This window comes from Enhydrobacter sp. (assembly GCF_030246845.1).
GTDB lineage: Bacteria > Pseudomonadota > Alphaproteobacteria > Reyranellales > Reyranellaceae > Reyranella.
In genome coordinates this window covers 887,775-912,194 of record NZ_CP126889.1, presented here as the reverse complement: position 1 = coordinate 912,194, position 24,420 = coordinate 887,775, and the positions used below count along the sequence as shown (strand labels likewise).

25 protein-coding genes are annotated in these 24,420 nt (G+C 66.6%); 10 read left to right on the top strand and 15 right to left on the bottom strand.

Annotated elements, in window-relative coordinates; all coding sequences use genetic code 11:
* Window positions 1-3 precede the first annotated feature (3 nt).
* Window positions 4-684, bottom strand: coding sequence for a class I SAM-dependent methyltransferase (locus tag OJF58_RS04745; protein ID WP_300782037.1), 681 nt, complete (start codon window positions 682-684; stop codon window positions 4-6).
* A 78-nt stretch (window positions 685-762) separates the two neighbouring features.
* Here OJF58_RS04745 and OJF58_RS04740 point away from each other — a divergent pair, with 78 nt between their 5' ends.
* The 3 genes from OJF58_RS04740 to OJF58_RS04730 all read left to right on the top strand — a co-directional run bounded on the left by OJF58_RS04740 (window position 763) and on the right by OJF58_RS04730 (window position 2,957).
* Window positions 763-1,059, top strand: coding sequence for a cupin domain-containing protein (locus OJF58_RS04740; protein WP_300782035.1), 297 nt, complete (start codon window positions 763-765; stop codon window positions 1,057-1,059).
* A gap of 168 nt (window positions 1,060-1,227) precedes the next feature.
* A complete protein-coding gene (locus OJF58_RS04735) occupies window positions 1,228-2,691 on the top strand; it encodes a DEAD/DEAH box helicase (protein WP_300782033.1) in 1,464 nt (487 codons plus the stop codon).
* A 26-nt stretch (window positions 2,692-2,717) separates the two neighbouring features.
* Window positions 2,718-2,957 carry an Lrp/AsnC ligand binding domain-containing protein gene (locus OJF58_RS04730; protein ID WP_300782031.1) on the top strand — a complete coding sequence of 80 codons (240 nt, stop codon included), beginning with the start codon at window positions 2,718-2,720 and terminating at the stop codon, window positions 2,955-2,957.
* A gap of 129 nt (window positions 2,958-3,086) precedes the next feature.
* Here OJF58_RS04730 and OJF58_RS04725 read toward each other — a convergent pair whose 3' ends face one another.
* Window positions 3,087-4,229, bottom strand: coding sequence for an amidohydrolase family protein (locus OJF58_RS04725; protein WP_300782029.1), 1,143 nt, complete (start codon window positions 4,227-4,229; stop codon window positions 3,087-3,089).
* A 147-nt stretch (window positions 4,230-4,376) separates the two neighbouring features.
* Here OJF58_RS04725 and OJF58_RS04720 point away from each other — a divergent pair, with 147 nt between their 5' ends.
* Entirely contained in the window at window positions 4,377-6,032 is a 1,656-nt protein-coding gene (locus OJF58_RS04720) for a GMC family oxidoreductase N-terminal domain-containing protein (RefSeq protein ID WP_300782027.1), read from the top strand.
* Between the two features lie 6 nt (window positions 6,033-6,038).
* On the opposite strand, the gene OJF58_RS04715 is transcribed toward OJF58_RS04720, so the two are convergent.
* The gene (locus tag OJF58_RS04715) at window positions 6,039-7,535 is read right to left on the bottom strand and encodes a CoA-acylating methylmalonate-semialdehyde dehydrogenase (RefSeq protein ID WP_300782024.1); all 1,497 of its coding nucleotides are present in this window, start codon (window positions 7,533-7,535) and stop codon (window positions 6,039-6,041) included.
* Window positions 7,536-7,943: 408 nt separating this feature from the next.
* Here OJF58_RS04715 and OJF58_RS04710 point away from each other — a divergent pair, with 408 nt between their 5' ends.
* The gene (locus tag OJF58_RS04710; RefSeq protein WP_300782022.1) at window positions 7,944-8,528 is read left to right on the top strand and encodes a TetR/AcrR family transcriptional regulator; all 585 of its coding nucleotides are present in this window, start codon (window positions 7,944-7,946) and stop codon (window positions 8,526-8,528) included.
* Here OJF58_RS04710 and OJF58_RS04705 read toward each other — a convergent pair.
* On the bottom strand, window positions 8,525-9,484 hold the full coding sequence (locus OJF58_RS04705; RefSeq protein WP_300782019.1) for a fatty acid desaturase: 960 nt from the start codon (window positions 9,482-9,484) through the stop codon (window positions 8,525-8,527). The two genes, OJF58_RS04710 and OJF58_RS04705, sit on opposite strands and share 4 nt — an antisense overlap.
* A gap of 99 nt (window positions 9,485-9,583) precedes the next feature.
* Window positions 9,584-10,024, bottom strand: coding sequence for a helix-turn-helix domain-containing protein (locus OJF58_RS04700; protein WP_300782017.1), 441 nt, complete (start codon window positions 10,022-10,024; stop codon window positions 9,584-9,586).
* 98 nt (window positions 10,025-10,122) lie between these two features.
* Between OJF58_RS04700 and OJF58_RS04695 the strand changes: the two genes are divergently transcribed.
* Entirely contained in the window at window positions 10,123-11,925 is a 1,803-nt protein-coding gene (locus OJF58_RS04695; protein ID WP_300782014.1) for a chloride channel protein, read from the top strand.
* 16 nt (window positions 11,926-11,941) lie between these two features.
* Here OJF58_RS04695 and OJF58_RS04690 read toward each other — a convergent pair whose 3' ends face one another.
* Entirely contained in the window at window positions 11,942-13,627 is a 1,686-nt protein-coding gene (locus tag OJF58_RS04690) for an amidohydrolase family protein (protein WP_300782011.1), read from the bottom strand.
* A gap of 145 nt (window positions 13,628-13,772) precedes the next feature.
* Between OJF58_RS04690 and OJF58_RS04685 the strand changes: the two genes are divergently transcribed.
* Complete coding sequence (locus tag OJF58_RS04685) at window positions 13,773-14,708, top strand: NAD(P)-dependent oxidoreductase (protein WP_300782009.1); 936 nt, start codon at window positions 13,773-13,775, stop codon at window positions 14,706-14,708.
* Window positions 14,709-14,982: 274 nt separating this feature from the next.
* On the opposite strand, the gene OJF58_RS04680 is transcribed toward OJF58_RS04685, so the two are convergent.
* Window positions 14,983-16,128: an alpha/beta fold hydrolase gene (locus OJF58_RS04680; protein WP_300782006.1), complete on the bottom strand. Its 1,146-nt coding sequence runs from the start codon at window positions 16,126-16,128 to the stop codon at window positions 14,983-14,985.
* Window positions 16,129-16,232: 104 nt separating this feature from the next.
* Here OJF58_RS04680 and OJF58_RS04675 point away from each other — a divergent pair, with 104 nt between their 5' ends.
* Window positions 16,233-16,583, top strand: a complete 351-nt coding sequence (locus OJF58_RS04675; RefSeq protein WP_300782004.1) for a metalloregulator ArsR/SmtB family transcription factor — start codon at window positions 16,233-16,235, stop codon at window positions 16,581-16,583.
* Window positions 16,580-17,116, top strand: coding sequence for an SRPBCC family protein (locus OJF58_RS04670; protein ID WP_300782001.1), 537 nt, complete (start codon window positions 16,580-16,582; stop codon window positions 17,114-17,116). Before OJF58_RS04675 ends, OJF58_RS04670 begins: the two co-directional genes overlap by 4 nt.
* An 11-nt stretch (window positions 17,117-17,127) precedes the next feature.
* Here OJF58_RS04670 and OJF58_RS04665 read toward each other — a convergent pair whose 3' ends face one another.
* The 6 genes from OJF58_RS04665 to OJF58_RS04640 form a co-directional block, all read right to left on the bottom strand.
* Window positions 17,128-17,517, bottom strand: a complete 390-nt coding sequence (locus OJF58_RS04665) for a hypothetical protein (protein ID WP_300781998.1) — start codon at window positions 17,515-17,517, stop codon at window positions 17,128-17,130.
* Between the two features lie 69 nt (window positions 17,518-17,586).
* Window positions 17,587-18,753 (bottom strand): acyl-CoA dehydrogenase family protein, encoded by a 1,167-nt coding sequence (locus OJF58_RS04660; RefSeq protein WP_300781995.1) that lies wholly within the window; start codon window positions 18,751-18,753, stop codon window positions 17,587-17,589.
* Between the two features lie 19 nt (window positions 18,754-18,772).
* A complete protein-coding gene (locus OJF58_RS04655) occupies window positions 18,773-19,570 on the bottom strand; it encodes an alpha/beta fold hydrolase (RefSeq protein WP_300781992.1) in 798 nt (265 codons plus the stop codon).
* 91 nt (window positions 19,571-19,661) lie between these two features.
* Window positions 19,662-20,432, bottom strand: coding sequence for an SDR family oxidoreductase (locus OJF58_RS04650; RefSeq protein ID WP_300781990.1), 771 nt, complete (start codon window positions 20,430-20,432; stop codon window positions 19,662-19,664).
* A 63-nt stretch (window positions 20,433-20,495) separates the two neighbouring features.
* Window positions 20,496-20,894, bottom strand: coding sequence for a DUF202 domain-containing protein (locus tag OJF58_RS04645; protein ID WP_300781988.1), 399 nt, complete (start codon window positions 20,892-20,894; stop codon window positions 20,496-20,498).
* Between the two features lie 22 nt (window positions 20,895-20,916).
* Window positions 20,917-21,828: a DMT family transporter gene (locus OJF58_RS04640; protein WP_300781986.1), complete on the bottom strand. Its 912-nt coding sequence runs from the start codon at window positions 21,826-21,828 to the stop codon at window positions 20,917-20,919.
* A gap of 65 nt (window positions 21,829-21,893) precedes the next feature.
* Here OJF58_RS04640 and OJF58_RS04635 point away from each other — a divergent pair, with 65 nt between their 5' ends.
* Entirely contained in the window at window positions 21,894-22,289 is a 396-nt protein-coding gene (locus OJF58_RS04635) for a VOC family protein (RefSeq protein ID WP_300781983.1), read from the top strand.
* Here the strand turns inward: OJF58_RS04635 and OJF58_RS04630 are convergent.
* Window positions 22,286-23,407: an ABC transporter permease gene (locus OJF58_RS04630; RefSeq protein ID WP_300781981.1), complete on the bottom strand. Its 1,122-nt coding sequence runs from the start codon at window positions 23,405-23,407 to the stop codon at window positions 22,286-22,288. The two genes, OJF58_RS04635 and OJF58_RS04630, sit on opposite strands and share 4 nt — an antisense overlap.
* A 76-nt stretch (window positions 23,408-23,483) precedes the next feature.
* Window positions 23,484-24,416 carry an ABC transporter ATP-binding protein gene (locus OJF58_RS04625; protein WP_300781978.1) on the bottom strand — a complete coding sequence of 311 codons (933 nt, stop codon included), beginning with the start codon at window positions 24,414-24,416 and terminating at the stop codon, window positions 23,484-23,486.
* Window positions 24,417-24,420: the final 4 nt, after the last annotated feature.

Genomic DNA, 24,420 nt, shown 5'->3' with positions numbered 1-24,420 from the left:
CCTTCAAGGTACCCTGACGAACCGGAACAGCACCTTGTCGCTGGTGTAGTAGCGGAGCTGGTCCATGACCTTGGGGAAATAAGCGCTGCCGGTCGTGAAGGGCATGAAGGCGTCGAGCGCCAGCGGGCGCACGGAGACGCTGAAGCCGGTCTCCGTGAAGGCCTTCGACACGTCCTCGAGCGAATGATCGTAGATCGGGATCGACGAACTTTCGGCGATCAGGGCGCGCCAGCGGGGCCACAGGCTCGAATCGGTGTGGCAGCCCATGGCCGCCACGTAGGCACCGCCCGGTCGCAGCGCCGCCTTGATGTCGCGCGCATGGGCGGCCGGATCGGGCAGGAGATAGATCACCTCGTGGCTGAAGGCGAGGTCGAAGGTCTGGCCCAGCGCCGTCGCCTGATCGCCCACCTTGTACTCGATCGGCCGATGACCCTTGAGCAGCTCGGCGCGCGCCACGGATTCGCGGGCGATGTCGATGCCGACCGCGGACCTGAACGGATGGCGGTCGTAGAGCAGGCGCAGGAAGCCGCCCTGGTTGCAGCCGTAGTCGAGCACGGTCGACTGTCGAAGATCGGAGGGCGCGCCGAGGTCGATCATGCGCCGCCAGATCGGCGCGTGTGCCGCGCCCATCGCGTCTTCGTCGGCTTGATTGCGGTTCCAGATCGGGATCGTGTCGCGGGCCATGACAAATCTCCAACTCGGGAAACGCGAGCCTATCATGCCGGGCGAGACAAGGGCGGCTGCATCGCGCTAGCTTCGGACATGACCGACAAGCAACGCCCGCTCGCCAAGCCCACCATTCAGGTCGAGAACGACCGCGTGATCGTCACCGAATGGCGCTTTCCGCCGGGCGGTCATACTGGCTGGCACAGGCACATGCACGACTATGTCGTCGTGCCGATCACGACCGGCGAGCTCCACATCTTCGACGGCAAGGCGACTGTGCCGGCCCCTCTCAGGGCGGGTATCTCGTACAGCCGCCAGACCGGGGTCGAGCACGACGTCATCAATCCCAACGATTTCGAGTTCGTGTTCATCGAGGTCGAATTGAAGCCCTGAACACGGGGCTGCGCGTCTGCCGCGCAGGGCGCCTGCATTGACTTCCGCGGGGCCAGGCCTCATATGAAGGCCGCCGGCGGTCCGGCCCGGTTCGCGGGCCTCCCCTTCAGGGACACGAGAAGACCGTCCCCCGAGCCCATCGGATGTGGGCCAAGTTACGGAAACTAAATGAGTTTTGAGAGTTTGGGGCTGAGCTCCCCGGTATTGCAGGCAGTCAGCGAAAAGGGCTATGCGACGCCCACGCCAATCCAGGAAAAGGCCATACCCATCGTCCTGATGGGCCGCGACGTCCTCGGATGTGCCCAGACGGGCACCGGCAAAACCGCCTCCTTCGTGCTGCCGATGATCGACATCCTGGCGCAGGGCCGCGCCAAGGCGCGCATGCCGCGCTCGCTGATCCTGGAGCCGACGCGCGAGCTTGCCGCCCAGGTCGCCGAGAACTTCGACATGTACGGCAAGTACAACAAGCTCAACATGGCGCTTCTGATCGGCGGCGTGAGCTTCGAGGACCAGGAGCGGGCGCTGGAGCGTGGTGTCGACGTGCTGATCGCCACGCCGGGCCGTCTGCTCGACCATTTCGAGCGCGGCAAGGTCCTGCTGAACGACGTCAAGGTGCTGGTGATCGACGAGGCCGACCGTATGCTCGACATGGGATTCATCCCCGATGTCGAGCGCATCGTCGGTCTCCTGCCGCCGCTCCGCCAGACGCTGTTCTTCTCGGCCACCATGCCGCCCGAGATCAAGCGACTGGCCGACCGCTTCCTCAGCAATCCGCGTGAGGTAACGGTGACGCCGCCCGCCTCCACCGCCAAGAACATTGTCCAGGGCCTCGCGGTCGTGGCGGAGGAGGACAAGCGCGAGGCGCTGCGCCGGCTGATCCGCGAGCAGGACGTCAAGAATGCAATCGTGTTCTGCAACCGCAAGCGGGATGTCGCGGTCCTGCAGGGCTCGCTCAAGAAGCATGGCTTCAATGCCGGTGCCTTGCATGGCGACATGAGCCAGCCGGCCCGGATGGAGACCTTGGAGAAGTTCAAGCAGGGCGAGATCCAGATCCTCGTCGCCTCCGACGTCGCCGCCCGCGGCCTCGATATCGTCGATATGAGCCATGTCTTCAATTTCGACGTGCCGTTCTCTCCGGAAGACTATGTCCATCGCATCGGCCGCACCGGCCGCGCCGGCAAGACCGGCCATTCCTTCACGCTGGCCTCACCCGACGACGGCGCCCTGGTCGATGCCATCGAGAAGCTGATCGGCAGCGCGATCCCGCGGGTGGAGGTGCCCGGCATGGATACCCTCGAGTTCGAGCCGTCGGACGGTCGCAAGCGCCGCGGGCGAGGCCGTGGCGCGAAGTCCGGCAGCGGCGAGCGCGCGCGCTCGCCCCGTCGTGAGCGCAAGCCGCGTGACGAGCGGCCGATCGAGCAACAGGTCGAAGCGCCAGTCGCGCGCGAGACCCGGCCGCCGCGGCCAGCCCGCGAGCGCCGCCCGGAGCGTGAACATCATCGCGAGCCGCGCGCCGAGCGTCCGAGCCGCAGCCACGACCGCCGGCCCGAACGTCGTCGCGAACGCGATGACAGCGCGCCGATCGGACTGGGCGATCACGTACCGGCTTTTCTTGCGCGGCCGGCCCGCTAGACTAGGCCCCGCGGGGAGGCGGGACCATGCAGACCATCTTCGTCATGGTGAAGTGCGAGCTCGGCAAGGCCTACGAGGTCGCCGACGAGGCGGTCGGCATCGAGCAGGTCTCGGAGGTCTATTCGACCTCGGGCCAGTACGATCTCCTGATGAAGTGCTATCTCGACGACAAGACCGATATCGGTCACTTCGTCACCAGCAAGATCCAGACTCTGCCCGACGTGAAGGACACCTTCACGCTCATCACCTTCAAGGCGTTTTCTTGAGCCGTCCGTTGCCGTCCCGAGCGAAGCGAAGGACTTCCTCGCGCCGGTTCCACAACATACCTCTGGATCGGACCTCGGATCCTTCGCTGCGCTCAGGATGACAAGAGGGCGGCGGTTGGCGCCGCCATGTCAATTGATCAGCCCGTAGAACTTGCCGGCGTTGGTGCAGGTGATCATCCTGGTCACCTCCGGAGTGACCTCGGCGAACTGCTCCTTGATGTACTGGTCGGAGTTCGGCCACACGCCGTCGCCGTGCGGGTAGTCGGAGCCCCACATCAGGCTTTCCGCGCCCATGTCGTCGATCAGCTTGGCGCCGATGCGGTCGAACTGGAAGGTGGCCTTGCACTGGCGGCGCCAGTAGTCCGACGGCTTCATCTTGAGCCCGAGGTCGGTGAAGCGGTCCTCCCATTCGAAGTCCATGCGGTCGAGCGCATAGGGGATCCAGCCGCAGCCCGATTCACCGAAGGCAATGCGCACGTGCGGGTAGCGCTCCAGCACGTTGGCGGCGATGACGGCGGCCAGGATGTTGACCAGGTTCATCTGGAAGCCCGACACGACGGTGAAGAACACCGAGCGCCCGACGCGACCGGGGTGCTTGGCGATCATGTCCGGCGGCACGTTGGGGAAGGTGTGGAAGTGCAGCGGAAGCTGCACGTCGTTCACCGCCTTCCAGAGCGGCTCCCACATCGGATGCCACATCGGCTCCATGTCCCACGAGCAGGAGAGCTCGAGCCCGCGCAGGCCCATCTTGGCCACGCGATGGATTTCCTTCACGGCGGCGTCGATGTCGCCGTAGGGCAGGCAGGCGAGCCCGATGTGCCGGTCGGGATAGTGGCTGCAGAAGTCCTTCAGCCAGTCGTTGTAGATGCGCAGCATCTCGTTGGCCGCCTCGCGGTCGTTCAGCCGGCCGGCGGCGCCCAGGATGCCGTAGATCACCTCGGCATCGACATGGTCGCGGTCGAGATCCTTGATGCGCAGGTGCGGATCGGAGACGCGGCGGACATCCTTCGCGCCGTCCTCGTAGAGGCCGGTGCCCGCCATCACGTCGACGCGATGGTGCTTGCCCTTGACGTACTTGCTGCCGGCCGGGCCGACGCCGTTCTTGTAGCCGAAGGAGGCACCGTTCTTGGCCACCCATTTCGGCCCATCGTCGCTGTCGACCACGTAGGGCATCCGCTCTTTCAGCTCGCGTGGCGCCATCGAGATGAAGAGGTCGGGCGGCATCCACGGCAGGTCGAGGTGGCAATCGGCCGAAATGCGATTGTACTTCATCGGGCGCTCCTCTATTGGCCGAATTTTGCGCGCGGCGCGGCGCCGCGGGCAAGGGGGCCGTTTCGATAGGAGAGCGGGTCGCCGAACACCCTGCCGCTTGTACTGTCGGCCAGCGGGTCGCATCATTCGACGGTCAAGGAGCGTTCAATGGCAGCGGAGGCCGTCAACCGTCTCGAAGGGGACTTCGACTACATCGTCGTCGGCGCGGGCTCGGCCGGCTGCGTGCTGGCCAACCGGCTGTCGGCCAATCCGGCGACCCGGGTCCTGGTGCTGGAGGCGGGCGGGCGCGACAACTGGATCTGGTTTCACATTCCGGCCGGCTATCTGTTCGCGATCGGCAATCCACGCGCCGACTGGATGTTCCAGACCGAGAAGGAGCCCGGCCTCAACGGCCGCAGCCTCAACTATCCACGCGGCAAGGTGATCGGCGGCTGCTCGGCCATCAACGGCATGATCTCCATGCGCGGCCAGGCGCAGGACTACGATCATTGGCGCCAGCTCGGGCTCGCCGGCTGGGGATGGGATGACGTCCTGCCGATCTTCAAGCGGCTGGATTGCCATTTCCTGGGCGACACCGAGCATCACGGCTCCGCCGGCGAATGGCGGGTCGAGCCGCTTCGCGTCAGATGGGACATCCTCGACGCGGTCGCCAAGGCCGCGACCGAGATGGGCATCCCGGCCACGGCCAACTTCAATACCGGCAACAACGACGGCGTGGGCTACTTTCACGTCAACCAGAAGCGCGGCGTCCGCATGTCGGCGGCGCGTGCCTTCCTCAAGCCGGTCCTCAAGCGACCCAACTTGCGCCTGGAGACCGGCGTCCTGGTCGAGAGGGTTCTGTTCGACGGACAACGCGCCACCGGCGTACGGTTCCGGCAGAACGGGCGTCTCGTCGAGGCGCGGACGAAAGGGGAGATCATCCTGTCGGCGGGCGCTGTTGGCTCGCCGCAGATCCTGCAGCTTTCGGGCGTCGGTCCCGCCGAGTGGCTCACCGAGCTCGGCATCGCGGTGCTGCAGGACAAGCCCGGTGTCGGCCGCAACCTGCAGGATCACCTGCAGCAGCGGGCCATCTACAAGGTCCAAGGAGCGAAGACCCTCAACACGAGCTATCATTCACTGGTCGGCCGGGCGCTGATCGGCGCGGAGTACGCCCTGTTCCAGTCGGGGCCGCTCTCCATGGCGCCCTCGCAGCTCGGCATCTTCACGACCTCCTCGCCGGACCACGAGCGGCCGAACATCGAGTTCCATGTCCAGCCGCTGTCGCTCGACAAGTTCGGCGATCCGCTGCATCGCTTCCCGGCCATCACCGTCAGCGCCTGCAATCTGCAGCCGACCTCGCGCGGCACGATCCGGCTGCGCTCGTCCGAGCCTTCGGCCAAGCCCATGATCGCGCCGAACTATCTTTCGACCTTCGAGGACAGACGCGTGGCCGCCGATGCGATCCGAGTCACGCGGCGGCTGATGCGGCAGGCCGCGATGCAGCCCTACAGGCCGGAGGAATATCTGCCCGGGCCGGGCGTCGGGAACGACGAGGCTTCCCTCGCCAAGGCCGCAGGCGACATCGGCACGACGATCTTTCATCCCGTAGGTACGGCGAAGATGGGTCTTCCCTCCGATCCGACCGCGGTCGTCGACGAGCGGCTGCGCGTCATCGGCCTGCAAGGCTTGCGCGTGGTCGATGCTTCGGTGATGCCCACCATCACCTCGGGCAACACCAACACGCCGACGATCATGATCGCCGACAAGGCGGCGGGCATGATCCTCGAGGACGCCCGCCGCCAGCCGAGGCGGCAGGCTGCTTGAATCGCTTCAGGCGCGGGCCCGGAAATTGAACTCGGCGCCGGCGCGGATGCCGGTCGGCCAGCGCGCGGTCACGGTCTTGAGCTTGGTGTAGAAGCGCACGCCTTCCATGCCGTAGATGCCGTGATCGCCGAACACCGAGGCCTTCCAGCCGCCGAAGCTGTGATAGGCCACCGGCACCGGAATCGGCACGTTGATGCCGACCATGCCGATCCTGACGTTGCTGGCGAAGGTGCGCGCGGCGTCGCCGTCGCGGGTGAAGATCGCCGTGCCGTTGCCGTAGGCGTGGTCGTTCACGAGCTTGATCGCCTCGTCGAAGTTGTCGGAGCGCACGACCGAGAGCACCGGCCCGAAGATCTCGTCCTTGTAGATCGTCATGTTCGGGGTCACGTGATCGAACAGGCAGCCGCCCATGAAGTTGCCGTTCTCGTAGCCCTGAAGTTTCAGCCCGCGGCCATCGACCACGAGCTTCGCGCCTTCCTTCACGCCCTGGTCGACATAGCCCATCACCTTGTCGCGATGCTGGCGGGTGACCAGCGGCCCCATTTCCGACTGCGGATCGAGGCCCGGGCCGATCTTCAGCGCCTGGACTCGCGGCACGAGCTTGTCGACCAGCTTGTCGGCCACGTCGCCCACCGCGACGGCGACCGAGATCGCCATGCAACGCTCGCCGGCCGCGCCATAGCCTGCGCCGATCAGCGCGTCGGTCGCCTGATCGAGATCGGCGTCGGGCATCACCACCATGTGGTTCTTGGCGCCGCACAGCGCCTGCACGCGCTTATTGTGCTGCGTGCCGGTGTGATAGACGTACTCGCCGATCGCCGTCGAGCCGACGAAGGAGATCGCCGGCACGTCGGGATGCCTGAGCAGCGCGTCGACCGCCACCTTGTCGCCGTTCACCACCTGGAAGATGCCGGCCGGCGCGCCGGCCTCGGCATAGAGCTCGGCCAGCAGCATCGGCGCGCTCGGATCCTTCTCCGAGGGCTTCAGCACGAAGGCGTTGCCGCAGGCCACGGCCATGGCGCCCATCCAGCACGGGATCATGATCGGGAAGTTGAAGGGCGTGATGCCGGCCACGACGCCGAGCGGCTGTCTGATCGACCAGGTATCCATGTCGGTCGCCACCTGCTCGGTGAAGTCGCCCTTCATGTGATGGGCAATGCCGCAGGCGAACTCCACGACCTCGAGGCCGCGGCCGACCTCGCCCTTGGCATCGTCGAAGGTCTTGCCATGCTCGAGCGAGAGATGCCGCGCGAGCTCGTCGGTGTGCTTCTCGATCAGGTTCTTGAGGTTGAACATCACGCGCTGGCGCCGCAGCAACGGCAGGGCGCCCCAGGCGACCTGCGCCTTCCTGGCCGCCTGGACGGCGGCATCGACCTCGGCTTCGGAGGCGAAGGCCACCTTCGCCGTCACCTCGCCCGTCGCCGGATTGGTGACATCGCCCATGCGGCCGCTCTTGCCAGCGACCGGCTTGTTGTCGATGTAGTGACCGATAGTCGCGACCATGGCTTCCTCCGCTGCTATGGTCGCGTTCTAACACCGGCTCGCGGCCGGCCGCCACTGCACGCCGACAATCCGGGCATGAATTCACGTAGGCCTTGCCGACACTTCCTGCCTGCAGGACGCGCTCGTGGCGCGCTGGAAGGCCGTCTCGGTCACGACCGTGCGCGCGATGGATCATGGTCGGCAGCTTGCCCATCGGGTTCAGCGCCAGGAAGTCGGGCGACTTCTGTTCCTTCCTGGGGGGATCGACTGGTACGATACGATAGGCGCCGCGACCTCCTCGAGCATCCGGTGCGCCATTTGCGATCGGGAACGCTATGATAGAAGGCGACTCCCTCGCTCATGTGGGTGCCTCTCGAGGTGGAGGGGCGCTGGCATAGCGCTTCCGCATTGGACCCGCAGGCTGCCATCGTGCCGACCGACACAGACATCGTTCCGGGCCGACCCGGCCGGCCGCGCTCCGTCGAGACGGAACGGGCGGTGCTCGAAGGAGCCTACCAGCTGATGGCGACCAAGGGACTCGCGGCGACGACCATTGACGCGATCTCCCGCGAGGCAGGCGTCTCCAAGATGACGATCTACAAATGGTGGCCATCGCGCGAGGCACTGCTGATCGACGCCTTCCTCAGGAAGGCTGCATCACTCCTCCCCTTGTCGGAGGAGGGCGATCCCGTGGCGCTGCTGCGCGCGCACGCCGCTGCCTATGCGGAGGCGCTGGACGGCGAGTTCGGCAAGGTGCAGCTCGCTGTCATTGCCGAGTGCATCGCCAGGACCGGCTCCGGCCGGCTTTTTTCGGAGCGCTATCTCGACGTGCGACGCAGCCTGGGCATCAGGATCATCCGCAACGGCCAGCGTGCCGGCCAGATCGACAGCGGCCGCCCGGCCGAGGAGCTGTACGACCAGATCTACGGCACGCTGTTCTATCAATCCACCTTCGGGCTGCGGCCGCTTTCGCCGGCCTATGTTTGGCGTCTGGTCGACGCCGTGCTGACCTAGGCCGATACCTCGCCGCGGCTTGCCGCGCGCAGCCAGCGCCACGCCTTGCCGATCGAGTGCCGGTAGCCCGGCTCGCCATGGACGATCCGCCCGGCGACGAGGCCGTTCAGCTCGTGCAAGGCGTGGAACGGCACCGACGGATAGGCGTGATGCTCGACATGGTAGGGCATGTTCCAGGCGAACCATTTGACGAGTCCGCGGGCGTAGGTCGTGCGCGTGTTCTCGAACGCGTCGCGCGATCGTCCGCAGCCCGTGTGCTCGGCGTAGAGATAGGGCCGCAGGAAGAACTGGCCAAAAAACAGCGGGACGATCCAGACAAGCAACAAAACCGGCGTCCGCAGCGCCAGCGAGCCGATCAGCAGCAGGACGTAGGCGAGGAGATAGCATCGCGCCTCGCGCACGATCAGGGCGTGTTTGTCCGCCGGCACCCAGGGGGCCGTGACCTTGCCTGTGAGAGCGTGCGTCAGCATCAGCCGCAGGCGGCCATAGACCTGCAACGCGCCGGAGAAGGCCAGCACGAGCTGCGCGGAGGATCCGGGCAGCGGCATGACCAGCAGCTCGGGATCCTTCGCCGGATCCTGTGTGTGCCGGTGATGCTCCCAGTGGAACACGCTGTAGTATTCGTAAGGAAACCCGATCGCTGCGCCGCAGAGATGGCCGAAGGCGATGTTGAGCCAGCGCGTCCGGAAGGCGGTCTTGTGCACGGCCTCGTGCAGCGGCATGAAAAGAAATGCCACCAGGAAGCCCTGGCAGAGGATCAGGGGGAAGGCCCAGGCGAAGCCCAGCTTGTCGGCGACGACAAGGATGAGCGCCGCCATCACGGCGATTGCGCCCAAATGGGTCGCCATGCGCAGGACGGCCGGTCCATTGCGCAGCGCCGAAAGCTGACGAAGCCTGCTGTGGGTCACCGGCCTGGATGCGGCGCGGTCCGGCGTGCGTGCCTCGGCGATCGACATGGTTCTCGCCTGGGAAAGAGGTTCATCCAATTACTGTACGAATAGTACAGTATATCGAAGATGTCGACTCGAATCAGTGCGGATCATGCATGGGCGGCCCTATGAGGACTTCCCCAGGGCAAGCAGCTTCCTCAGCGAGGGCCTGAGGCGGGCGAGCTCGTCCAGATGCGCCGCCGACAGCTCGGCCAAGTGCTTCTCGGCGGATCGGGTGAGGCCCAGGATGACGCGGCGATGGTCCTGCGGGTCGGTTCGCCGGACCACCAGCCCGGCCGCGGCCAGCCGGTCGACCAGCTCGACCGTGCTGTGGTGGCGAATGCAGAGGCGGGCAGCCAGATCGCCGATCGTCATGCTGGCGCCGTCCGGGCTGCCCTTGATGGCCAGCAGCGCCTGATGCTGGGCGGGGGCGAGCCCGACGCCGCGGGCTGCACTCTGGCTGAATTCGAGAAAACGCCGGATCAGATAGCGGAATTCCGCAAGCGCCTCGTAGTCGGCCTGGGAGGGGCGGCGGGTCGTCGAAACGGGCTTTTTTGTGGTCGCCATGGCGAGGCTCCTTTGGCTTGCCTACTTATATCGCAATCCGATAGAAGACCCGCCCGACCATCGAACCTCTTTCCTCGGTTAGAACACCTCTCACCTCCATGTCGCCTCCCATTGCCCAAGTGAACGGCACCCCTGTCCTGCCCAACCGCCGCCACCTGGGCGACTTCACCACCGATCCGCGCGTGCTCCTGATCTGCGGGATCGCCGTCATCGTGGCAACGGCAGGGGTCGTTGCGGGCTTCATTTTGCTGAAGCTCATCCAGCTTGCCACCAATATCGCCTATTTCGGCAAGTTCGGCTTCGCCAATCTCCACGTCGAGCATTCACCGCTCGGCCTGTGGGCCGCGCTGGTGCCGGTCGTCGGGTCGCTGATCATCGGCCTGATGGCGCGCTACGGCAGCGACAAGATCCGTGGCCACGGCATCCCCGAGGCGATCGAGGCGATCCTGCTCGGCCGATCCAGGCTCGATGCCAAGGTCGCGGTACTGAAGCCGCTCTCCTCGGCGGTTGTCATCGGCACCGGCGGACCGTTCGGCGCAGAGGGCCCGATCATCATGACGGGAGGCGCCATCGGCTCGCTGATCGCCCAGGCGCTGCCGGTGAGCGACAACGAGCGCAAGACGCTGCTGGTGGCCGGCGCCGCCGCCGGCATGACGACCGTGTTCGGCACGCCGATCGCCGCCATCATGCTGGCCGTCGAGCTGCTCCTGTTCGAATGGTCGCCGCGCAGCTTTCTGCCGGTTGCGGTGGCCGCCGTGGTCGCTGCGGTGGAGCGGGGCGTCCTGGGCCTCTCGAGCCCGCTCTTCCCGTTCGCCGGAAGCGTGGACGTCACGCTCGTCGGCGTTCTGTGCTGGGCGGCGATGGGGCTCCTGGGCGGGCTGCTCTCGGGCCTGCTCACTCGGCTGGTCTATGCCTGTGAGGACGGCTTCCTGAAGCTGCCCATCCACTGGATGTGGTGGCCGATGCTGGGTGGCCTCGTGGTCGGCATCGGCGGTCTGATCGATCCCAATGCCCTGGGGGTGGGCTACGACAACATCGCCGACATGCTGCAGGGCAACGTCCCATCCAAAGCGGCGCTGCTGCTGCTGGTCGTCAAGGCGATTATCTGGGCGGTCGCGCTGGGTTCGGGGACATCAGGCGGCGTGCTCGCGCCGCTTCTGATCATGGGCGGCGCCATGGGCACGGTGATCGGCGGCTTCCTGCCCGGTGATGGCGGCGTGGGCTTCTGGGCGTTGCTGGCGATGACCGCCACGATGGGCGGCACGATGCGCTCGCCGCTTACGGCCACTTTCTTCGCGGTGGAACTCACCGGCAACACTCACGTCCTGCTGCCGCTCATCACCGCCTGCGCGGTGGCCCACACCGTGACGGTTCTGCTGATGCGCCGCTCGATCCTGACCGAGAAGATCGCCCGCCGCGGCCACCACCTCATCCGCGAATACCGCGTCGATCCGTTCGCCTTGACGCGCGTGGAGGAGGTGATGACCAAGGACGTCGAGACGGTGCCGTCGGGCATGACCCTGCACGAGGCGACGCGCTTTCTGACGAGCCCCTCGACGCACCATCCGAGCTTCCCCGTGCTCGATCCGGCCGGCCGGGTCCTGGGGGTGATCGATCCACCCTCGATCCTGCGCTGGCGCCGCGCCGGCAAGCATCGCCAGACGACCCTGCAGGAGCTGCTCGCCGGCACCAAGATCACGGTCGCGCATCCGGACGAATATCTGGAAGAGCTGGCCGACCGTCTGACGACGGTGAACGTCGCGCACCTGCCGGTCATCTCGCGCGAGGCCGGCCGGCTGGTGGGCTATATCGGCTGGAAGGATATCATGCGCGTGCGGACCAAGCTGCGGGCCGAGGAACGCCACCGCACGACGTTCTTCAAGCTCAGGCCGTCGTCGTGACGGCGCTCTCGGCTCTTTAGCCGGCAAACGAGCGCAGCACCTCACCGGGACGGCTCGCGGGATCGGCGCAGAAGCCCCCGGTATCGGCGACACGCGTGCCGTTCACCCAGACGCCATGCAGCCCGACGGCGCCGGCGGTGAGACGGGCGGCGCCGGAGGGCAGGTCGTGCGCCCGGCGCTTCGGGCCGCGCGCCACGGTCCTGGGATCGAACAGCATCAGGTCGGCGGCATAGCCTTCGCGCAGCAGACCGCGGTCCCGGATGCCGAACAGCGTTGCCGGCTGCCCTGTCAGCCGATGCACGGCCTGCGGCAGGTCGAGGACGCCGAGATCCCGGCTCCAATGCCCCAGCAGATGGAGCCCAAAGCCCGCGTCGCAGAAGAAGGTGAGGTGCGCGCCGGCATCGCTCAACGATATGTGAGTATCGGGATCGGCCAGGATCCGGCCGACCGCCTCGTCGTCATTGTGCAGGAGCTGGGCCACGAACATCGTGTCGAGGTTCTCCTCGAGCGCGAAGTCGAGGATGCAGTCGAGCGGCTCCTTGCCGGCCTTGCGGGCGAGCTCTGCCAGCGTGGCGCCTTCCAGGCCGCGGTTCTCCGGCGTCGCCGTCTCGACGACGAAGAGCTTGTCCCATTCGCCATTGAAGACCAGCCGGCCGCGGCGCTCCTCGAGCTCCTTCCTGACGGCGGCGCGCCATGCCGGATCGCGATAGACCTTCTCGAGGGCGTCGCCGCCGTGGGCGGCCATCGCCGGTTTCCACGACTCCATGCTCTCGAAGAGGTACGGGCTCTTGAAAGTGAAGTCCATGCTGAGCGGGCAGCACGAGGTCTGTGCCACGAGCCGACGGCCGCGGGCGCGCGCCTCGTTCACCTGCTTCAGCCAGGTGAAGGCGGCGTCGGGGTTGGTGTTGGAATGGAAGAGGGCGGCGATCACCACCGGCCGCCCCGCCTCGACGGCGATCTCCTCGAGATAGGGGATCGAGGTCTTGCTGCCTCTGGTCAGCATGTAGACACCCGTGCCGCCTTCGGCCATCGCGCGCACCAAGGCGCGCAGCTCCCTGTCGTCGGCGAGCCGCGACGGCATCGGCGTGCCGCCCTCGCCGTTGTGCGCCTCCGCCGTGCTCGAGGCGAAACCCACCGCGCCGGCCTTCATCGCCTCGCGCACCAGCGCGGCCATGCGCGCGACTTCCTCGGCCGTCGCGGTCCGCTCGGTCGCCTCCTTGCCCATCACGAACGTCCGGATCGCCGAGTGGCCGGCAAAGCAGGCGACGTTGGGGCCTACGCCCTGTTGCTGCAGCATGTCGAGATACTGCGGAAAGCTCTCGAAGCCCCAGCGGATGCCGGCGCGCAGCGCCTCGAGCGACATGCCCTCGACATGGGTCAGGTGCCGCATGGTGAGGTCGCGGTCGGCCGGCCGGCAGGGCGCGATGGTGAAACCGCAATTGCCCAGCACGGCGGTCGTGACGCCGAGCGCCGGCGAGGGATCGACGAAGGGGTCCCAGGTGATCTGGGCATCGTAGTGCGTGTGGCCGTCGATGATGCCGGGCGCGAGGGCGAGCCCGTCGGCCTTCACCGTCTCCCTGGCGGCGCCGAGCTTCGGACCGACGGCGGCGATCTTGCCGTTCACCACGCCAAGGTCGCCGTGCTGCGGCGCCGCGCCCGAGCCGTCGAAGATCTCCGCGTTCCGGATGACAAGGTCGAACATGGCTGTCCCTCCTCGCGCTCCCTTATACTACCTCGTCACGCTGCGCTTCCTGCGGATTACAGCCCTTTTGCTGTGCGGCCGCCCGCGGCGAGAAGTGGATACGGATACCTTTCGACAGGCTGCCGAAACGGCAACGGAGGAAACGATGCGGGTGGGATTCATCGGGCTCGGGCTCATGGGCTCGGGCATGACGGCCAACCTCCAGAAGGCGGGGCATACGCTGATCGTGCACGATCTGCGGCGGCAGGCGGCGGACAAGCTGCTGGCGGCGGGCGCCGAGTGGGCCAAGAGCCCGCGCGACCTCGCGGCCACGAGCGAGGTCGTCTTCACGTCCTTGCCCGGACCGCCGGAATTCGAGGCCGTGGCCTGCGGCAAGGACGGCATCCTCGACGGCATGGCGCGCGGGCAGGCGTTGTTCGATCTCTCGACCAATTCGCCGACTGTCGTTCGTCGCCTGCACAAGCTGTTCGACGAGAAGGGCGCGCACCTGCTCGACAGTCCTGTAAGCGGCGGCCCCGCCGGCGCCGCCTCGGGCAAGATGGCGCTGTGGGTCAGTGGCGACGAGGCGACGTTCAAGCGCTACCGGCCCGTCCTCGACGCCATGGGCGACCAGATCTTCTACATGGGCGCGGTGGGCGCGGCGAGCGTGGCCAAGCTCGTGCACAATCTTTCAGGCTACATCATCAACACGGCGCTGGCCGAGACCTTCACGATGGGCGTGAAGGCCGGCGTCGATCCGCTGCTTCTGTGGAAGGCGGTGCGGCAGGGCGCCAACGGCCGCCGTCGTACCTTCGACACGCTGGCCGAGCACTTCCTGCCGGACAACTACGATCCGGCGCGGTTCGCGCTTCGGCTCGCGCACAAGGACGTGTCGCTCGCCACGCAGCTCGGCCGCGAGGTCGGCGTGCCGATGCGGCTCGCCAACCTCACGCTCGAGGAGATGACCGAGGCGCTGGGCCGCGGCTGGCAGAGCCGCGATTCGCGCTCGTCGATGCTGCTGCAGCAGGAACGCGCCGGCGTGAAGATCGCCGTCGATCCCGACGACATCCGCGCCGCGCTGCGCGCCGACAGCAACGGCTGATATCATCGGAGTGCGCCACTCGCGAGGACGGCGCCGTCCTCCATCTCTACACCAAACGAGCGCCACTGGAGTTCCGCGCTCCCCGACGCTCATCGGAGCGCGTCATTAACGAGAAACAAGAACAGGCGCACAACCAGTGTCGTGTCATCCCGAGCGCAGCGAGGGATCTTTCGCAGCGCCAACAAAGGATCCATCGCTGCGCTCGGGATGACACCAGCTTTGCTGCAAGCGTCCTTCGCGCACGCGATTGCCACGGCCTCCCTCTCGCGAAGACTTACTCTTCCGTCTCCTTCAGGAATCCGAGCAGCAGACGGTTGACCTCGTCCGGCTGCTCCTGCTGGACCCAGTGGCCGGCGCCGTCCACGAAATGGATTTCCTTCATGTTCCTGCAGGCGCTTTTCCGCATGCGCCCGAGGGCGCCGGGCGACTGGTAGTTGCCCCAGTCGCTCTTGCCGGAGATGAAGGTCGAGGGCACGTCGATGGTACGGCCGGTGAACGCCTCGTATTCGCGCGCCACGAGGCCCGACGTGCGCACGCGGTACCAGTTCAGGCCGCCCTGGAAGCCGGTGCGCTTGAATTCCTCGCTATAGACCCGGAGCTCATGGTCGGGCAGCCATTTGTTGGCCGCGATTTCGGCGGGCGAAGGCATCTCCTTCGCCACCGTCTCGGCCATGCCCTCGGCGAGATCCATGATGTAGTAGGTCGGCATCTTGGCGAGCTCTTCGGCTGTCCAGCCCTTGAGCTCGAATGGCTTGTTCCCTTTCCAGTCGGCGCTCTTGTGATGGTAATAGGCGCGCAGAAAGTCATGCACGCCTTGTCTGGCGTGCCACTGGTTCTCGTTCGCTTCGCGCGTCGACTGATACCATTGGTAATGCTTGCGCGGCCGCGGCAACGCCGCCAGCGCGGCATGGATATCGGTTGGCCTCGGCGCCGATGGCTTGCCCGCCGTATCGAAGGGGACGTCCGGCACGCCGCCGAACGGCGCGCTCATGAGCACCATGCGCTTGAAGATGTCGGGGCGCACCAACGCAAGGAACGAGGCGATGGCAGCCCCGAAGTCGTGACCGACGACCGCCTCGGCGGTGCGATGGCCGAGCGCATAGAGGACGCCGACCATGTCGCGCGTCAGCATCAGGAATCGGAAATCCGACAGGTCGGCGTTGTAGTCGGCGCTCCACCCGGTGGTGCGGCCATAGCCGCGCTGGTCGGGTGCGATCGCGTGATAGCCGGCCGCCGCCAGGGCCGGCAGCACCTTGCGCCAGCTATAGGCCAGCTCCGGAAAGCCGTGCAGCAGCAGGATCGCGGGCCGGCCACGCGTCTCGTGGCCGGCCTCGAGGATATGGATGTCGAGACCGTTGATGGCGGGCAGCACGCGGCTTCGGATGCCGTCAGGCAGAACGGAGGCGGGCAGGGGTTCCATGTCCGACTCCTCCCACCAAAAGACGCACCGGGCAAGCCGCCGCGCTCGCGTAATCATTCAACTTTCCGGTTGAATATTTAGTGGCCGTCTCTATGTTCAACCGGATGGTTGAATATACGGGACCTTCGCTCAATCGCGTCTTCGGCGCCCTGGCCGATCCCACGCGGCGGGCGATGTTGCGGCGGCTCGCGGCCGGTGACCGCACAGTGGGCGAGCTCGCCGAACCCTTCGACATGTCGTTCGCCGCCGCCGCCAAGCACGTGAAGGTCCTGGAGCAGGCGGGGCTGCTCCATCGCAGCATCGAAGGGCGTTCGCATCGCTGCCGCCTGAAGGCGGGTCCGCTGGCCGAGGCGGACCGCTGGCTGGCCTACTATCAGCGCTTCTGGCCGGCTCGCCTCGACGCGCTCGAAAACGCGCTTGTCCGCCACAACAGGAGGAAGAGGAGCCGCACATGAACGAGCACGACCAGTTCGCCACCATCCTGTCGCCGACCGAGCTTCGTTTCGAGCGCCTGCTGCCCGGCCCCATCGAGACCGTCTGGGCGTTCCTCACCGATTCGACGAAACGCGGCGAATGGTTCGCGTCGGGGCCGATGGAGCTCCGGGTCGGCGGCAAGGTGGAGCTTCACTTCAAGCACTCCGACCTTTCGCCCACCAAGGCGCCGCCTCCCGACCGTTACAGGGAAATGGACGAGACAGGCCATCATGCTACCCTGCAGGTCACCGAGATCGATCCGCCCCGGCACCTCGCCTTCACCTGGGGAGACGGCTCGGAGGTGGTGTTCGATCTCGCGCCGCAGGGCGACGAGGTGCTGTTCACGCTTACCCACCGGCGCATCGCCAAGCGGGCCGACATGGTCGGCACCGCGGGTGGCTGGCATTGCCATCTCGCCATCCTGGCGGACAAGGCCCGGGGGCGGGTACCGCCCGCGTTCTGGGACGTATTCCGGAAATACGACGGGGAATACGACAGGCGTATTCCCCGCTGACGAGGTGCCTTCTACTGCGCCCGGGCGACGTTCTCGGCGTTACTGCTGTTGTCGTCGCCCAGGACGTTGAGATAGCTGCGGGCGTCCATCTCGCGGTTGACGCAGGCGCGATACCCGGAAGTCTCCGCGTCGTACCCCTGATCCCGGCAGGAGTCGCTGGCGTGGCCGGCCGCGTTCGCAAGCTGCTGGGCGAGGGCGGGCTCGTCCCATTCGTAAGCCCGGGTCACATGCGAAAGACAGAGCTCCCAAACCGTGGAATTCGGCTGGACGCGGTGCTTGAGGCAGGCATTCTCGGCCCGTTCCTGGGGCGACGAAGCGGCGTAGGGAGATGCAGCGTAAGCCGCGGTGGCAGCGAGGAGACTGCCGACCACGACGGCCGCCGGGAAGCGGAAGTGGGTCATGGCATCCTCGGGAATCCGGAACCGTAGATACCCGATCAACGCCGGCCGGAGCCCGGAGGTTGCCCGAGATCAGTAGCTCTTCGGCAGTCCCAGCACGCGCTCGGCGACGTAGCAGAGGATGAGCTGCTCGCTCACCGGCGCGATGCGGGCGATCATCACCTCGCGCAGGAAGCGCTCGACATGGAACTCCTTGGCATAGCCGTAGCCGCCGTGGGTGAGGATGGCGCGCTCACAGGTGTCGTAAGCGGCGCGTGCGCCGAGATACTTGGCCGAGTTCGCCTCCGCGCCGCATTCCTTGCCGTGGTCGTAGAGCCAGGCCGCCTTGAAGGCCATGAGGTTCGCCGCTTCCAGCGCCATCCAGCTCTCGGCCAGCGGATGCTGGATGGCCTGGTTCTTGCCGATCGGCCGGCCGAATACGATGCGCTCCCTGGCATATTGCGTGGCGCGGGCGAGGGCCGCCTTGCCGATGCCGATCGCTTCGGCCGCGATCAGGACGCGCTCGGGGTTCAGGCCGTGCAGCAGATAGTGGAAGCCCTTGCCCTCCTCGCCGATGCGGTCCTCCAGCGGCACCTTGAGACCGTCGATGAAGACCTGGTTGGTGTCGATCGCCTTGCGGCCCATCTTGTCGATGTCGCGCACCTCGATCCTGGATCGGTCGAAGTCGGTGTAGAAGAGCGAGAGACCGTCCGTCGCGCGCCGGCACTTGTCCTTCGGCGTCGTGCGGGCGATCAGCAGCATCTTGTCGGCGACCTGCGCCGTCGTGGTGAAGGTCTTCTTGCCGTGCACGACGTAGCCGTTGCCGTCGCGCTCGGCGCGCGTCTCGAGCGCGGTCGTGTTGAGGCCGGCATCGGGCTCGGTGACGGCGAAGCAGCCCTTGACCTTGCCCTTGATGATGTCGGGCAGGATGCGCCGCTTCTGCTCCTCCGTGCCGAAGACCACGATCGGGTTGGGACCGAAGATGTTGAGGTGGATCGCCGAGGCGCCCTGCAGCGCCGCGCCGGATTCGGCGACGGTCTGCATGAGCAGTGCCGCCTCGGTGATACCCAGCCCCGATCCGCCATATTCCTCGGGCATGGCGATGCCGAGCCAGCCGGCATCCGCCATGGCCTTGTAGAAATCGTTGGGAAAGCCGCCTTCCTTGTCCTTCTTCAGCCAGTACTTGTCGTCGAACTGGGCGCAGAGCTTGGCGACGCTGTCCTTGATCGCGAGCTGGTCCTCGTTGAAGGCGAAATCCATGTCCTGGTCCTTGTGACAGTTATCTGTTGGCGGCGAGCCAGCTCATCATGATGCGGTTGAACTGCTCGGGCCGCTCGACGTTGGGCAGGTGGCGCGCATTGGCGATGCCTTCGTAGCGGCCGCCGGGAATCTTGGAGGCGATCAGCTTGTTGCTGTCGGGCGGCGTGCCGGGATCCTCGTCGCCGCAGATCACCAGGGTCGGTGTCTTGATCGTGGGGAGCCGGCTTTCGTAGTCGAAGGTCTGGATCGCCGCGGCGCAGCCCAGGAAGCCCGCCAGCGTGGTGTTGCTGATCGTGTCGCGGATCTCGCGCCAACGCGTCGGGTTCACGCTCCTGAACTCTGGTGTGAACCAGCGCTCCATGCTGCTGTCGGCAAGCACCTCGACCGCGCCCGACTTGCGGACCGCGCTCTTTCGCTCGTCCCAGGACGCGGCCGAGGCGGGTGGCGTGCCCGGCAAGGTATCGCAAAGCGTGAGCGAGAGCAGGCGATCCGGATTGGCGAGCGCAAAGCCCTGGCCGATCATGCCGCCGATGCTGAGCCCGACGAAATGCACCTTGCGGATGCCGAGCACGTCCAGCGCGCCTCGGACGTCGGCCGCCAGCGCATCCATCGTGTAGTCGCCCTCGACCGGCGCGCTGCCGCCGTGGCCGCGCATGTCGAGCCGCAGCACGCGATAGCCCGCGCCGAGCAGCGGCACCATCTGCTCGACCCACATGCCGCCATCGGCATTCAGTGAATGGGTGAAGCAGACCACCGGCGCATTCTGTGGTCCGGCGAGATCGAAATAGACGCGGCGGTTGTCGAGGGACAAGAGCATGTAGGTTCTCCCGTTCTGTCGTCCCGAGCGAAGCGAAGGATACCATTGCGCGGACCATGAGGTCGTCCGCTGCTCTCGGGAGGACAATGATTCACATCGCGCTGATCCCGCCGTCGATCACGACCTCCGAGCCGGTCATGAAGCTCGATTCGTCCGACGCGAGGAACACCAGCGCCCAGCCGACCTCTTCCGGCCGGCCGAGACGGCCGAGCGGCACCTGACGCCCGAGCTTCTGCTGCATCACCTCGTTGCCGAAGCGGTCGCGGTAGCGGTCGAGGATCGGCGTGTCGATGAAGGTGGGGTGCACGGAATTGCAGCGGATATTGTAGCCGGACTTGGCGCAATGCAGCGCCACCGACTTGCTGAGCAGCCGAACGCCCGCCTTGGCCGAGTTGTAGGCCGCCATGTTGGCCCCGGCGATGATGCCCGAGATCGAGGAGATGTTGATGATCGAGCCGCCCAGCCGATGGGTGTGCTTCTTGATCTCGGCGACGCCGTGCTTGCAGCCGAGGAACACGCCGTCGAGATCGATGGCATGGACCTTGCGCCACTCATCGAGGCTGATCTCCTCGACCGTCTTGCCGAGCCCGATGCCGGCCGAGTTCACCAGCACATGCAGCGCACCGAACTTGTCGACCGCCTCGCGGATCGCGCCTTTCCAGTTCTCTTCACTGGTGACGTCGAGCTTCACGAAGTGGCCGACCGAGCCCAGCTTGGCGGCGACGGCCTTGCCGCGGTCGATGGCGATGTCGGCCACGACGACGCTGGCGCCTTCCTGCGCCATCAGGATCGCGGCATTGGCGCCGAGCCCCGACGCCCCGCCGGTGATCAACGCCACTTTCCCCTTCAGGCGATCGGTCATCTGGTATCCCTCCTGCCGCACGGTCTTGCCAAAGGACTCGTCCGCCATCAAGGCGCGATGGTGTCACCACAGCAGCCAGGCGAGGCTCGTTCCGCCGAGCGCAAGGACGGCGAGCGCGGTGAGCACGATCCCGATCCGCGCCGGTCGATAGGTCTCGTCGTCGATCGTGCGGGCGACATGCACGTAGTGCCAGGTTCCGCCCAGCATGACGAGCAGGCCGAGCCCCACCAGGCCGATGCCGAGCTGCTCGGCATGGGCGTTTGCGGCATGGCCGCCGCCCGGCACGATCTTGCTGAACTCGACCAGGAAAAGGCTGAAGCGGTTGATGCCGACGCCAAACGTCATCACCGCGATCGCCGTTCGTATCCAGGCCAGCATCGTGCGTTCGTTGGCCAGGTGCTCCGACACGTGGTGAAGCGTCCGCTGTTGTTGCTTCAGGCCCTGGATCTCGCTCGTGGCCATCGCACGCTCCAATGAAGGCCCGTCAACGAGGCCGGCCGATCCGCGCCTCGCGGTGGGCGATATAGCTCGTCGCGGCCACGATGATCGCGGCGCCGACGAACGTCCAGAGATCGGCCGTCTTGCCCCAGACGATCATGTCCATGGCGGCCGCCCACACGATGCCGAGGAAGGTGATCGGCTGCAGGGCCGAGATATCCATCAACCTGAAGGACCAGGCGAGAAAGAAATAGCCGAGGGTCCCGAACAGGCCGGCGCTCAGGAACAAGGCGACCTGCGGCAGGGTGGGCGCATGCCAGAACCACAGGCCGGCGGGCAGGAACAGGATGGAGGCGATGGCGCTTTGCCAGAAGACGACCACCATCGGCCTGTCGTGCGTCGACACCTTCTTGCCGACGAGATTGGAACCCGAGATCAGGGGGACGGCTGCCAGCATCATCCAGGTGCCCGGATTGATTTCCGCCAGGCCCGGGCGCACCACCACCAGCATGCCGGCAAAGCCGATGGCGACCCCGATCCAGCGGCGGCGATGGACCGTCTCGCGCAGGAACAGGACGGCGCCGATCGTGACGAAGATCGGTCCGGTGAACCCGATCGCCGCCACGGTCGCAAGCGGCAGCCAGAAAACCGCCTCGTACCACAACGCATAGCCCGTCGCGTGGAATGCGCCGCGCACGCAGTGGAGCCCGAGATGGCGCGTGGCCAGGCCATGCGGCCCGACGCGCCAGAGCATGACCGGAGCGATCAGGACAAGGCCGGCGATCCAGCGCCCCCAGGCCACGAACAGCGGCGGCAGCTGCTGGGTGAGCTCCTTCGCAGACGTGTTGAGCAGCGCAAAGCACAGTCCCGACAGGACGGCGACGATCAGACCGCGCACGATCCGCGAGGGGATGAGGCCGGACAGGGCATCGGGCGCATCGGCGGCGGAGACAGACATCGCCCGTCGGGCTTGCCCGTGCGCGGCAAGCCCGTCAAGACTCCCGTTTGTTTCAGGAGCTTTCGATGCCGGCGAAGATAACGCCATTCCTCATGTTCCACGGTGAAGCCGAAGAAGCCATGGCGTTCTACTTGTCGCTCTTCCCCGATTCGAAGACGATCGAGCTTCGCCGGTATGGGCCGGAGGGGCCTGGCAGGGAAGGCACCGTCATGCGGGCGACCATTTCCCTCGGCGGCAGCGAGGTGATGTGCATCGACAGCGCCGTGCGACATCCTTTCACCTTCACGCCGGCCACCTCTCTTTTCGTCACCTGCCGGAGCGACGAGGAGATAACGCGTCTGGCGGCGGAGCTCGGCAAACGCGGCAAGGTCTTCATGCCGCTCGACGCCTATCCCTTCGCCACGAAGTTCACCTGGCTCACCGACCGGTTCGGCGTCTCCTGGCAGCTCAGCCTCACCTAGTCGAGCGTCACTCGATAGCGGCTGACGGCGAGGGCGGAGACGACCAGCAGCATCGCGGCAAGCGCAAGCAGCTCGGTCGAGATGTCGCCGAGGCCCGCACCCTTCAGCATCACGCCGCGCACGATGCGCATGAAGTGCGTGGCGGGCAGCGCCTCGCCAAGCCACTGTGCCCAGACCGGCATGCCGCGGAACGGGAACATGAAGCCGGACAGCAGGATCGAGGGCAGCATCATGAAGAACGAGGCCTGCATCGCCTGGAGCTGGTTCTGGGTCAGTGTCGAGATGGTGAAGCCGATGGCGAGGTTGACCGTGATGAACAGCGTCGTGCCGGCGCCGAGCAGGCCGAGACTGCCTTCCACCGCCACGTCGAACAGGAAGCGCGAGACCGCCAGGATCACCAGCACCTGCACGGCGCCGATCGCGATATAAGGCACGATCTTGCCGATCATCACCTCGACCGGCCGCACCGGCATCGCGAGCAGGTTCTCCATGGTGCCGCGCTCGCGCTCGCGGGTGACGGCGAGTGCCGTCATCATCACCAGGGTCATGGTGAGGATCACGGCGAGCAGGCCCGGCACGATGTTGAGCCGCGCCTTGCCCTCGGGATTGTAGCGGCGCTGGATCACGAGATCGAAGGCATCGGGCCGGCCGGCGAGCGGGGCGAGCGGCCCGACCAGGTCGCGGCCAAGGGCCTGCTCAATGGCGGGCTTCGCCGCGACCAGCGGATTGGCCGCCGCCAGCGGATCGGTGGCGTCGGCGTCGATCAGGATCTGGGCGCGCTCGCCGCGCACCAGCCGGCGCGTGAAGTCGGAGGGGATGGTGACGACGAACTGCACCTCGCCGCTCTGCAGCAGGTCGTTCGCTTCGGCCTCCGAGACGGGATGGCGGGTCACGCGCATATAGCCCGTCGTCTGTAGCGCCGAGAGGATGGTTCGGGTGATCCTGGTGTCGTCGGCGGACACGACCGCAGTCGGCAGGTTGTGCGGATCGGTGTCGATGGCGTAGCCGAACAGCAGGAGCTGCATGATCGGAACGCCGAACATCATGGCGAAGGTCAGCCGGTCGCGCCGCAACTGCTGCAGCTCCTTGAGGATGATCGCGACGAGCCGCGCCCACATGGTCAGGCTCTGCCGGGACCGCGGGCTTCCAGCCCGCTCATGATGCAGGCTGGAAGCCCGCGGTCCAATGAGGTGGTCACTGCCGGTCCTCCAGCGCGTTGTCGCGCGCCTGGCCCATGAGATGGATGAACACGTCCTCGAGCGTGGGCTCCGCTTCCTCCCAGTCCAGACTGGCGTCCTGCCGGAAGGGCTCGATGGCGGCGAGCAGTGCCTCGCGGTCCGGGCCGCAGACATGCAGCGCCGTGCCGAACGCCGCGGCGGCGGTGACACCGGATGCGTCCCGCAGTCTCGGCGCGAGGCGATCGGCGCCCGGGCCGCGGGCGATGAAGGCGGTGAGGCCGGATTGGCGGATGATCTCGGCCGCCGTGCCGCGGGCCATCAATGCGCCATAAGCGATGTACGCGATCTCGTGACAGCGCTCGGCCTCGTCCATGTAGTGCGTGGAGACCAGCACGGTGATGCCCTGGGAAGCATAGGCATGGATCTCGTCCCAGAAGGCCCGCCTTGCCTTGGGATCGACGCCGGCGGTCGGCTCGTCGAGCAGCAGGAGCCTGGGCCCGTGCAGCACGCAGGCGGCGAGCGCGAGCCGCTGCTTCCAGCCGCCGGACAGCGAGCCCGCGAGCTGGCGCTGTCGGGTGGCGAGCCCCAGTCGCTCGAGCGACCGGTCGATCCGCTCCTTCATGCGGTCGAGACCGTAGACGCGGGCCACGAACTCGAGGTTCTCGCGGATGGTGAGATCCTCGTAGAGGCCGAAACGCTGGGTCATGTAGCCCGCCTGCCGCTTGATGGCGTCGCGCTCGCGCACGAGGTCGTGGCCGAGGCAGGTGCCGCCGCCTTCGTCGGGCGTCAGCAGCCCGCAGATCATGCGCAGCGTCGTGGTCTTGCCCGAGCCGTTGGGACCGAGGAAGCCGCAGATGCGGCCCTCGCCGATGCCGAGGCTGACATGGTCGACCACTGTCCGCGCGCCGTAGCGCTTCACGAGGTCGTGGACATCGATGGCGAGAGCCATGGCG